Annotated in this window: 11 protein-coding genes; 5 read left to right on the top strand and 6 right to left on the bottom strand. The window is 38.5% G+C overall.

The genetic code is table 11. The features are described from left to right. Positions 1 to 62 precede the first annotated feature (62 nt). Entirely contained in the window at positions 63 to 617 is a 555-nt protein-coding gene (gene frr, locus LV716_RS04320) for a ribosome recycling factor (RefSeq protein WP_163416554.1), read from the bottom strand. A 42-nt stretch (positions 618 to 659) separates the two neighbouring features. After that, positions 660 to 1,367, bottom strand: coding sequence for a UMP kinase (pyrH, locus tag LV716_RS04315; RefSeq protein ID WP_163416553.1), 708 nt, complete (start codon positions 1,365 to 1,367; stop codon positions 660 to 662). A 168-nt stretch (positions 1,368 to 1,535) separates the two neighbouring features. On the opposite strand from pyrH, the gene LV716_RS04310 reads away from it, so the two are divergent. The 4 genes from LV716_RS04310 to LV716_RS04295 all read left to right on the top strand — a co-directional run bounded on the left by LV716_RS04310 (position 1,536) and on the right by LV716_RS04295 (position 4,651). Further along, positions 1,536 to 2,090: an RNA polymerase sigma factor gene (locus LV716_RS04310; RefSeq protein ID WP_205600101.1), complete on the top strand. Its 555-nt coding sequence runs from the start codon at positions 1,536 to 1,538 to the stop codon at positions 2,088 to 2,090. A 1-nt stretch (position 2,091) separates the two neighbouring features. After that, positions 2,092 to 2,889: a HEAT repeat domain-containing protein gene (locus LV716_RS04305; RefSeq protein ID WP_163416552.1), complete on the top strand. Its 798-nt coding sequence runs from the start codon at positions 2,092 to 2,094 to the stop codon at positions 2,887 to 2,889. 87 nt (positions 2,890 to 2,976) lie between these two features. After that, positions 2,977 to 3,834, top strand: coding sequence for a DUF4097 family beta strand repeat-containing protein (locus tag LV716_RS04300; protein ID WP_163416551.1), 858 nt, complete (start codon positions 2,977 to 2,979; stop codon positions 3,832 to 3,834). 4 nt (positions 3,835 to 3,838) lie between these two features. Next, positions 3,839 to 4,651, top strand: a complete 813-nt coding sequence (locus tag LV716_RS04295; protein ID WP_163416550.1) for a DUF4097 family beta strand repeat-containing protein — start codon at positions 3,839 to 3,841, stop codon at positions 4,649 to 4,651. Between the two features lie 77 nt (positions 4,652 to 4,728). Here the strand turns inward: LV716_RS04295 and tsf are convergent, their stop codons facing one another. The 4 genes from tsf to rplM all read right to left on the bottom strand — a co-directional run bounded on the left by tsf (position 4,729) and on the right by rplM (position 8,054). Next, on the bottom strand, positions 4,729 to 5,694 hold the full coding sequence (gene tsf, locus LV716_RS04290; RefSeq protein WP_163416549.1) for a translation elongation factor Ts: 966 nt from the start codon (positions 5,692 to 5,694) through the stop codon (positions 4,729 to 4,731). A gap of 83 nt (positions 5,695 to 5,777) precedes the next feature. Continuing rightward, positions 5,778 to 6,968, bottom strand: a complete 1,191-nt coding sequence (rpsB, locus tag LV716_RS04285) for a 30S ribosomal protein S2 (protein ID WP_163416548.1) — start codon at positions 6,966 to 6,968, stop codon at positions 5,778 to 5,780. A 244-nt stretch (positions 6,969 to 7,212) separates the two neighbouring features. After that, complete coding sequence (gene rpsI, locus LV716_RS04280; RefSeq protein ID WP_163416547.1) at positions 7,213 to 7,599, bottom strand: 30S ribosomal protein S9; 387 nt, start codon at positions 7,597 to 7,599, stop codon at positions 7,213 to 7,215. Continuing rightward, on the bottom strand, positions 7,599 to 8,054 hold the full coding sequence (gene rplM, locus LV716_RS04275) for a 50S ribosomal protein L13 (RefSeq protein ID WP_163416546.1): 456 nt from the start codon (positions 8,052 to 8,054) through the stop codon (positions 7,599 to 7,601). The genes rpsI and rplM overlap by 1 nt, the downstream gene beginning before the upstream one ends. Positions 8,055 to 8,303: 249 nt before the next feature. On the opposite strand from rplM, the gene LV716_RS04270 reads away from it, so the two are divergent. Continuing rightward, entirely contained in the window at positions 8,304 to 10,955 is a 2,652-nt protein-coding gene (locus LV716_RS04270; protein WP_233759223.1) for a DUF5916 domain-containing protein, read from the top strand. Positions 10,956 to 10,999: the final 44 nt, after the last annotated feature.

Raw genomic sequence — 10,999 nt, 5'->3', positions numbered from 1 at the left:
CGCAAAGGTAAAAAATGATTAGCTGTGTTCCTAAGTAAAGTGACTTGATAATGCTGGGATTCTTAAACCTTCATGATTTCCGTTTCTTTTACGGAAAGAATGGCATCTACTCTTTTGCTATAGGTGTCGGTAAGTTCTTGTACATCTACTTCAGCATTCTTTAACAAATCTTCTGATATTTCTAATACTTTCAATTCCTTATTCGCTTCTTGTCTGGCACTTCGTATACTTACTTTGGCATCCTCAGCTTCGGCTTTGGCCTGCTTTACCAATTGTACTCTTCGCTCTTCTGTTAACGGTGGTACGTTAATGATGATCATTTCACCATTGTTCATGGGATTGAAACCCAAGTTTGAGTTCATGATGGCAGTCTCAATATCGGTAAGGAGACTTTTTTCCCATGGTTGGACAGAAATGGTCCTTGCATCTGGCGTATTGATGTTGGATACTTGTGAAAGTGGGGTTACAGAACCATAATATTCCACCATAACCGTTGATAACATTACCGGGCTTGCTTTGCCGGCACGTATCTTGATCAAAGCTTTTTCCAAATGGGAAATGCTTCCGTCCATGCTTTCTTTGGCGCTATCAAGTACAAATGTTACTTCTTCGTTCATAATTTTAAAATTTTTTGTATTGGAATCAAAGCCTATGCCATTTTAGACATTGACCACGGTTCCAATATTTTCACCGGAAACTATTTTCATGAGATTTCCCCTGGTGTTCATATCAAAAACAACAATGGGAAGCTCGTTTTCTTGACTTAAAGTAAATGCTGTGGTGTCCATTACCTTTAGACCTTTTGAAAGGACATCTTGAAAAGAAATGGAATCAAATTTTGTGGCGGTTTTGTCTTTCTCGGGGTCAGATGAGTAGATGCCGTCCACGCGTGTTCCCTTAAGAATAACATCCGCTTTTATTTCAATTGCTCTTAGTACTGCAGCTGAATCTGTGGTGAAGTAAGGATTTCCCGTACCTCCACCAAAGATGACCACCCTACCTTTTTCAAGATGGCGCATGGCCCTTCTTCGTATAAAAGGTTCTGCCACTTCGTTAATTTTTATGGCCGATTGTAACCGGGTCTCCACTCCCTGAAGCTCCAATGCACTTTGTAGGGCAAGTCCGTTGATGACCGTTGCCAACATGCCCATATGGTCTCCTTGCACACGGTCCATTCCTTGGCTTGCACCAGAGAGCCCTCTAAAAATATTTCCACCGCCAATAACTATGGCCACTTCAATCCCTTTGGCAATTACGGCTTTAATATCTTCTGCATACTCGGCCAGACGTTTTGCATCTATGCCGTATTGTTGTTCGCCCATTAAGGCTTCACCACTTAATTTTAATAAAATTCTTTTGTATTGCATTTATAGGGTCTGTTGAAGTCCGGACAAAAATAATCAAAATTATTTATGGCGAATCACCTTAAAAAGAGAAGATGTGAGAATTAAAATCAACAAAAAAATCCATACATTCTGTAACCTTTTTTAAAAACTAAAGTATATCCTTCAACGAGCCAAAAAAACAACATCAAATTGCAAGATTTAACCGATAATACACTCATGCTAAAAGTGAAAAATGGCGACTTGGATAAGTTGGGATTGCTTTATGAACGACACAAAAAAAAATTGTTTGGATTTTTCTATAATCTAGGAAATAATCCCTCGGTGAGTGAAGATTTGGTTCAGAATGTGTTTGTCAGAATTTTAAAGTATAAGGGATCGTATTCTGGAGAGGGAATTTTTGCAGCTTGGATGTTCAGTATGGCTAGAAATGTACATTACGATTATCACAAAAAGTCTTCGAGTCAAAAAATTTCTAGGAATATTTCTCCTGAAGATATCAAGGGAAAAGCTGAGGATTATTTAAATGATGCTATTGAAACGGACGGCAACAAAGCTTTAGTGAAGCAAGCATTGGAAATGCTTCCAAAAGAAAAGAAAGAACTTTTGGTACTGAGTAAATATAGGGAGCTAAAGTTTAGCGAAATAGCAGAAATTATTGGTTGTACGGAAGGTACGGCAAAAGTAAGGGTGCACAGGGCGCTCAAGGAATTGAGAACTATTTTTTTACAATTGGAAATTGTCTAAGATGATACATAAAGAAAAGTTTGAAGTACAGGCGATGGATTACATGATGGGGGCAATGCCCATAAATGAAAGGAAAGCTTTTGAGGATTTTCTTGCCAAGAATCAAGAATATAATTCGCACTATCAAGATTTAGTAGATACATGGAAAATGATAGACGCTTTGAATGCTCCTACGCCTTCTGAAAAAATGGACCAAGCCTTTTTTACAATGCTTTCCGATGAAATGGCCAACACAAAAAAGAAAACCAGATCAACTATCTTTTTAGAGGCTCTCGCTACAATTTTTAAACCACAATTGGCATATGGGCTTCTTTTATTGGGCATTGGTCTTGGAATTGGATATTACATAAATGCTCCTCAAGATGGAGTTGACGAGGACGCTATTATTGTAAATCAGGAAACGGAAAATATTAGGCAAAAACTTGTGCTCACATTATTAGAGCAACCATCGGCAAGCCAACGACTTCAGGGTGTTAGCGAAGCTAATAAAATTGAAAATGTGGATGAAACCGTTGTGAAAGCATTATTGCAGACTTTAAATAGTGATTCTAATGTTAACGTACGATTGGCCGCTATTGAGTCGTTGACCAATTATGTGGACAATCCTCTGGTTAGACAGGGTTTGGTACAGTCCATTCCAAATCAAGAATCGCCTATCATTCAAGTTACCTTGGCCAACTTGATGGTTGCTCTACAGGAAAAAACATCAGTTGAGCCCTTTCGGCAATTGTTAAAAGAGAAGGAAATGGATACGACAGTAAAGAAAAAAATAAAGAATTCTATTGAATCAATCATTTAGTTTATCGCTTGCCCTGAGCTAAGTCGAAGGGTCAATCATCCCAAAATTGGGATTCAATCAAATCACGAACAGTCAAATTTTTAAAAGATGAAACAGTTAATTTTAATGGTATTCCTCATCTCGTTTTTGGGAATGCAAAGTTGCAATGCACAGCAAAAAAAACACGAAGAACAAATAAAAAAGGAAGTGCCGCTTTCTAATAATACTAAAAACCGATTGGTCATTAAAAATGTTTTTGGTTCCATTGCTGTGGAAGGGTATAGTGGAAACGAGGTATTGGTGGATGTAGAAAAAATAGTTTCTGCAGATAATGCCATAGATTTGGAACTGGGGAAAAAAGAACTCACTCTAAAAATCGTTCAAGAGGAAAACTTGGTTATTCTGCATCCTGATGCACCCTACATTGAATTTGATAAAGAAAACCTTCGGTACAATTGGTGCAATAAAAATGAAGAGCCTCCATACCAACATAAGCTAAACTTTAAGATAAAGGTTCCCAAATCAATTCAAATTGATGTAAGTACCGTAAATGATGGGGAAGTTCTTGTAGAAAACACCAGAGGTAATTCTGTAAAGGCAGAAAATATCAACGGTGGAATTGCATTGACCAATATTACTGGAAAAACGGATGTGAACTGCATCAACGGTCCGGTGAACATATCTTATGCCGATAATCCCAAAAGTTCGTCGAAATATTATGCGCTAAACGGCGATATTAATATTTCATATCAAAAAGCACTGTCCGCTACTATTTCATTCAAAAGTATGAACGGAGAATTGTTCACCGATTTTGATATCAATAAACAGTTTATAGAAACAAATAGGGGAACTGGAGATAGAGGAAAATATAAGTATGAAGCCAAACCTGTGGTTCAAATTGGTAGCGGTCAAGTTGATTTTGACTTTGAAACGCTAAATGGAAATGTATTCATCAAAAAAATATAACGACATGAGAAACTTCAAATCAATAATAATAATCGCATTGCTGATGGTAAGCATATCATCTGCCCAAGAAAAAAGTATCGATTTGTTTTCGGTGCCTTTAAGTAGTCCTAATAGTCCCGGTAAACTAGTGATAGACCAAATATCGGGCTCTATTCATGTTGAGGCTTATGAAGGAAAGGAAGTTGTAATTAAAGCTTCTTTTGGAAGCGAAAAAAAGCATTATAAAGATAACGGAAACAAAAATGGCATGAAACGTATTTCCAATACTTCTTTGGCCATAGGTGCGGAAGAAAAAGATAATGTGGTGCAGGTAATCAATGAGCAATGGAACAAGGTTACAAATCTAGAGGTTAAGGTTCCAAAAAACTTTTCCTTAAAATTATCTACGGTCAACGATGGTAATATTTCCGTAGAAGGTGTGAACGGAGAGATGGAGATCAGTAACGTGAACGGTGAGATTACCTTGAAAGGTGTGAGTGGTTCGGCTTCGACCGATACCGTGAATGGAGATATAAAGGTCGATTTTGTGAGTATTACCAAAGATGCAAGTATGGCGTTCAGTAGCCTTAACGGCGATGTGGCAATTACCTTTCCAAGTTCTTTAAAAGCAGATGTTAAGGCAAAGTCCGATATGGGAGAGATTTTCACTGATTTTGATATGCAGGTTTCAGCCAATAAACCAGAGGTGAATAAGAACAATTCCTCTGGTACTTATAAAGTAAAGATAGAACAATGGGTTAGGGGCAAGATAAATGGTGGTGGCCCCGAAATGTTGTTCAAAACTTTCAATGGTGATATCCTAATAAAGTCAAAATAAGGAAGGTTGGACAGTAAACAAAAAAATCCGGCTTTCTCAAGAAAGCCGGATTTTTGAATTTTACGATTTAGGATGCTTTATCCTACAGTAGCACGTTTAAAACCTGTTACTGAAACATCTCCGTGAGATTCAACGTATTTTGCAACATTGATTTTCTCGTCTTTAATAAAATTCTGGTCCAATAGACATTGTTCTTGATCCAAAGTAGTGTTGTCAGAAATAAATCTTTCCATCTTACCTGGAAGAATTTTATCCCAAATTTGCTCTGGTTTCCCTTCGGCCTTCAATTGTGCTTTTGCATCTTCTTCAGCTTTAGCAAGAACTTCATCGGTCAATTGTGCCCTTGAAATGTATTGTGGAACATTTTTCAATGTTTTTCCCAAACGGCCAAGTTCAATGTTGTCTTTTTCAATTACGGCAATTCTGGCCTCCGTTTCTGCGGCAACAAAATCGGCGTCAAAATCTTTATAGGACAGTGTTGTGGCGCCCATAGAAGCAACCTGCATAGAAAGATCTTTTGCAAGTACATCAGCAGTGTCCACAGCAGCAGACAAACCAACTAAAGCAGCAATCTTATTAATGTGTACATAGCTGCCAACGTAAGGAGCTTCCAATTTTTCAAAAGCGGTAATACCCAACTTTTCACCAATAACACCAGTTTGTTCTATTAACTTGTCCGTTACGGTCATGCCACCAAAATCAGAGGCTAAAAATTCTTCCTTTGTTGCGTGGTCCAATGCTTTTTCTGCTAACTCGTTAGCCAAGGCAATAAAGTTTTCGTTTTTTCCAACAAAATCCGTTTCACAACCCAATACAATGGCAACACCAACAGTTTTATCGGCATTGACTTTTGCTATTGCAGCACCTTCAGAAGAATCCCTGTCTGCTCTTTTGGCAGCTATCTTCTGTCCTTTTTTACGAAGAATCTCTATTGCTTTATCAAAATCACCTTCTGCTTCAACTAATGCATTTTTACAATCCATCATGCCAGCTCCGGTAGCTTTCCTTAATTTATTTACTTCAGCGGCGGTAATCTTTGCCATTTCTTTTCTATTTAAAAATTTATGTAAAGTAAAACACTATTTAAGTGTCTTGTTTTAGGTGAACGTTAAATTACCATTCTTGATTATTCAACTCCTCCTTTAGCATTGTCTTGCCATTCCTTTAATTCGTCCCACTTCCCATCAGCAGCCATTTTTGCTTGTTTTGGCCATGTTGTAGGGTCGAGATGAGCCATTCTTGAACTTGCCTCGGTCAAAATTTCTTTAACTTTTTCCGGATCGGCTTCAGAAAGTGCAGCATATGTTGCAATACCGTTATTGGTCAATGCTTCGGCTGCTTTGGGACCGATACCTTCAATTTTGGTTAAATCTTCTGTTTCGGTAGCTTCGGCTTTTTTAGCTTCTGGCTTTTCTGTTACTTCAGCTTCGACCTCTTTTTCAGCAACAGGTTTCTCCTTAGCTTCTTTTACAGGAGCACTTTTCTCTTCGGCAACAGGTTCTTTTTTGGCTGTTTCCTCAACTGGAGCACTTTCTTGTTTTACTTCAGGTTTCTTTGCTTCTGCAGTTTTTTCTTCTTTAGCTGCAGGAGTTTCCTTAGTCGCGGCTTTTCCTTCTTGCTTATCATTTTTACGTTCGGATAATCCCTCGGCGACAGCCTTCGTAACTTCTGTCATAATAACCTCAATGGATTTTCCGGCATCGTCATTTGCAGGAATTACGTAATCGATTGGTCTAGGGTCAGAGTTGGTATCGATCATTGCAAAAATTGGAATGTTCAATTTCTGAGCTTCTTTTACAGCAATGTGCTCTCTCATCGTGTCAACAATGAAAATAGCTCCGGGAAGTCTGGTCATTTCGGAGATAGAACCTAGGTTTTTCTCCAATTTGGCTCTTAGACGGTCAACTTGTAGACGTTCTTTTTTGGAAAGTGTGTTGAAAGTACCATCTTTTTTCATACGATCTATAGAAGCCATTTTTTTAACAGCTTTACGAATCGTTACAAAATTGGTCAACATACCACCTGGCCATCTTTCAGTGATGTAAGGCATGTTTACCTTAGATACTTTTTCAGCAACAATATCTTTAGCTTGCTTTTTTGTAGCTACGAAAAGAATTTTTCTTCCTGATGCTGCAATTTTCTTGAGCGCTTCGTTCGCTTCATCAAGTTTTGCAACTGTTTTGTAGAGATTGATAACGTGAATCCCGTTACGCTCCATGTAGATATAGGGCGCCATGTTAGGGTTCCACTTTCTTGTAAGGTGTCCAAAATGCACACCTGCTTCTAATAAGTCTTTGACTTCAATGTTACTTGCCATTTTTTTGTAATTAGTTTACGTTCCGTTGTAGTAGCAATGAATAGGTGGTCACAAAAATGTTCGCCCTAATCATTTAGATGCTAAACTAAATTCCAAAAAGTCGATTTTTGCTCTTTGGAACAACGACAACTTGGTTAAAAATTAACCCTGAAATCTTTTCAGGGTTTTCAATGAACTTTATCCTTGATTATTAATTCAGGATATTTTATAATAAGATGCTGAAAACAAATTCAGCATCATACAATTAACGTTTAGAGAACTGGAATTTCTTACGGGCTTTTTTCTGACCGAATTTCTTTCTTTCCACCATTCTTGGATCTCTTGTCAATAATCCTTCAGGCTTAAGAACAGTTCTGTTTTCTTCATCTATTTCACACATTACTCTAGATAATGCCAAACGAATAGCTTCGGCCTGACCAGTTATTCCACCACCATATACATTTACCTTAACGTCATAATTGCCTTCAGTTTCAGTGAGTGCAAAAGGCTGCTTCACCTTATATTGTAAAGTAGCTGTAGTAAAATACTCTTTTAAATCTTTCTTGTTGATGGTTATGTTTCCCTTTCCTTCAGAAACATATACTCTTGCAACGGCAGTTTTTCTTCTACCAATCTTATGAACCACTTCCATTATTTGTAGTCGTTTAAGTTTATTGCCTTAGGTTTTTGTGCCTCTTGACCGTGTTCTGCCCCAACATATACTTTTAGGTTTCTAAACAGTTCAGCACCTAATTTATTCTTTGGAAGCATACCCTTTACAGATTTTTCAATGATTCTTTCAGGATGTTTGTCCAATAATTCTTGAGCAGTAGTAGAGCGTTGTCCTCCAGGGTAACCTGTATATCTCAAATAGGTTTTGTCTCCCCATTTGTTCCCGCTCATGGTTATTTTCTCTGCGTTTATAACAATGATGTTATCACCACAATCAACATGTGGCGTAAAATTCGGCTTATGTTTTCCTCTAAGTAACTTTGCTACTTTTGACGCCAATCTTCCTAACGTTTCTCCTTCAGCATCAACCAATAACCACTCTTTGTTAACGGTAGCTTTGTTGGCAGAAATAGTCTTATAACTTAATGTATCCACTTCTAGAATATTATTGATTTAAAAATCTATCCCGATTAACGGGCTGCAAATGTACAATTATTAGATTGAATTACAAATGGTTGATTGGGAATATTTTTTACTTTTTCTGTTCTGTTGTATTTGATGAAATGATTGCACTGCAATCTTGATTGTTTTTTGTTAAAAAGCACTATTAAATTTAAGCAAACTGTAACTATCTTGATTTATGCTGGTCTTTATGGCAACTCATCAAATCAAAAGACCAACACAGTGAGAAAACTAATCATATGCTGCACCCTACTTTTATTTTCTATTTATTTGAATGCCCAAGATTCTACACAGGTTGTGCCCAAGAAGATTTATGTTACAAAGTACATTGGGCAATCACCACCCCCAGAAGTAGATGGTCAACTGAACGATTTGGCCTGGAACCTTGTTGGATGGGGAGGGGATTATATTGAACTTCAACCCGATGAAAATACGCCGCCGAGCGAACAGACCAAGTTCAAAATAGTTTATGATAGTAAGAACCTATATATAGGAGTGCGATGCTATGATACAGATCCAGATAAGATTGAAAAGCGATTATCCAGGCGAGATGGTTTTGAGGGAGATTGGGTGGAATTCAATATTGATAGTTATCATGACAAGCGTACGGCCTTTTCTTTTACCGTTACAGCAGCTGGTGTCAAAGGAGATGAATTTGTTTCGAATAATGGAAACAATTGGGACAGTAGCTGGAACCCAATATGGTATACAAAAACAAATATTGATGAAGAAGGTTGGACGGCTGAAATAAGAATCCCGTTAAGTCAGTTAAAGTTTGGTGATGCGGAAGAACAAGTCTGGGGATTACAATCCACACGAATGTTCTTTAGAGAAGCGGAACGTTCACTTTGGCAACGAAAACCGATAGATCAACCAGGTTGGGTAAGTGAATTTGGCGAATTGCACGGATTGAAAAACGTGGAGCCTCAAAAACAATTGGAAATACAGCCATATACCGTAGCGAGCACAGAAACGTACGAAGCGGAAGAAGGAAATCCGTTTAGGGACGGAAGCGAAAGTGATATAACGGGCGGTCTGGATGCAAAGATTGGGATTACCAATGACTTGACCGTTGACCTAACCGTAAATCCAGATTTTGGACAGGTCGAAGCAGACCCTTCGGCGATAGCCTTGGATGGGTTTCAGATTTTCTTTAGGGAGCAACGCCCCTTTTTCGTGGAAAATAAAAACATTTTTGACTTTAATGTTTCGGAATCGGAAGCAGGAAATACCTTTGGGTTTGATAATGTTTTTTATTCAAGACGAATAGGTAGAAGTCCGCAAGGGTCCCCAGATACCAACGATAATGAATTCGTAGATCAGCCAGATAATACACCTATCATTGGAGCTGCTAAATTTAGTGGTAAGACCAAGAACGGATTGGCAATAGGGGTTTTGGAAAGTGTTACCGCAAAACGATATGCAGTAATCAGTCAAGAGGATGGAACGCGTAGAAAAGAGGTGGTCGAACCTTTGACTAACTATTTTGTAGGAAGGCTTCAGAAAGATTTTAACGACCGTAATTCGTACATCGGTGGAATTTTAACCGCTACGAATAGGGATAATTTAACACAGGAGCTTGATTTTCTCCACAAATCGGCTTACACAGGTGGTATCGATTTTAAGCATCAGTGGCACAATAGGGATTGGTATGTTGAAGGAAATATCATAGTAAGCCATGTAATGGGAAGCGAGGAAGCAATCAAAAACACCCAAGAATCCATCACTCACCTTTTCCAACGGGTAGATGCAGACCATGTGGCTGTAGATTCCACAAGGACTTCACTATCAGGTAGCGGTGGTAATGTTCAGATTGGAAAAATTGGAAGTGGCCATTGGAGGTTCGAAACAGGGGGCACTTGGCGATCTCCAGAACTGGAACTCAACGACATTGGATTTCAACGGCAATCCGACGACATTCGCCACTATACTTGGATTGGATATCAAACCTTAAAACCAGACAGTACATTTAGAAGGGTGGGTATAAATTATAATCATTGGAGCACATGGGATTTTAAGGGGAACCACAATAGTTTGCGCTTTAACACCAACAGCTGGCAAAACTGGGCCAACAACTGGTTTTCCAACGTTGGGTTCAATTATGCGCCCTTTCAGTATTCAAATTTTGCGCTTAGGGGCGGTCCACGGTTACGATTGTCCCCAGAAATAAGTTTTTGGAACCGTGTCAGTACTGATGATAGGAAGAAATTCACCCTCAGTGTTTTTCACAGAGGGGAAAAAGCTGTGGACAACTCCTATAGGTCCTATTTTGTTGAAGGAGGGTTTACGTACCAGCCTATAAATGCACTGCGTATTTCCGCATTTCCATCGTTGAGTATTAATCAGGATAAGCTACAGTTTATTGATAATTTTGATGATGTAAATGGTTCGCCAAGGTATCTTAATGGAGAGATTCAACAGCGAACACTTAGTATGTCCTTTCGTTTAAACTATACCATAAACCCTAATTTAACCATTCAATATTGGGGGCAGCCATTTATTTCAAGGGGTCGATATTCAAATTTTAAGCACATTACGGCGGCAACAGCAGAACGTTTTGAGGATAGGTTTGTACAGTACGAAGGGAATCAGGTTTCATTGGCCGATGATACGTATTCCATTGATGAGAATTTGGATGGGGTCGAGGACTTTAGCTTTGATGACCCAGATTTTTCATTTGTACAGTTCCGTTCCAATCTGGTCATACGATGGGAGTATATTCCAGGGTCGGAAATCTTCTTGGTTTGGTCACAGGATGTATCCCGTGATGGGAATCCATCAGAAGGATTGCTGTCTAGTTTGGGAGACAATATCTTTAATCAAAAACCCCAAAATATTTTCTTATTAAAGGCAACGTATAGGTTTGTGCTTTAAGACCTCTAAGGTATTTACTGTACTATTTTAGGTTTTTTTTCGTT

Source organism: Flagellimonas sp. HMM57, assembly GCF_021390175.1.
Classification (GTDB): Bacteria; Bacteroidota; Bacteroidia; order Flavobacteriales; family Flavobacteriaceae; genus Flagellimonas.
The sequence above is the reverse complement of the archived record's forward strand: the minus strand, read 5'-3'. Positions and strand labels throughout refer to the sequence as shown.

Coding starts and splice junctions, on each gene's coding strand:
- frr (WP_163416554.1), bottom strand. CDS start 617: ATGAACGAAGAAGTAACATTTGTACTTGATAGCGCCAAAGAAAGCATG.
- tsf (WP_163416549.1), bottom strand. CDS start 5,694: ATGGCAAAGATTACCGCCGCTGAAGTAAATAAATTAAGGAAAGCTACC.
- LV716_RS04300 (WP_163416551.1), top strand. CDS start 2,977: ATGAAACAGTTAATTTTAATGGTATTCCTCATCTCGTTTTTGGGAATG.
- rpsI (WP_163416547.1), bottom strand. CDS start 7,599: ATGGAAGTGGTTCATAAGATTGGTAGAAGAAAAACTGCCGTTGCAAGA.
- rpsB (WP_163416548.1), bottom strand. CDS start 6,968: ATGGCAAGTAACATTGAAGTCAAAGACTTATTAGAAGCAGGTGTGCAT.
- LV716_RS04295 (WP_163416550.1), top strand. CDS start 3,839: ATGAGAAACTTCAAATCAATAATAATAATCGCATTGCTGATGGTAAGC.
- pyrH (WP_163416553.1), bottom strand. CDS start 1,367: ATGCAATACAAAAGAATTTTATTAAAATTAAGTGGTGAAGCCTTAATG.
- LV716_RS04305 (WP_163416552.1), top strand. CDS start 2,092: ATGATACATAAAGAAAAGTTTGAAGTACAGGCGATGGATTACATGATG.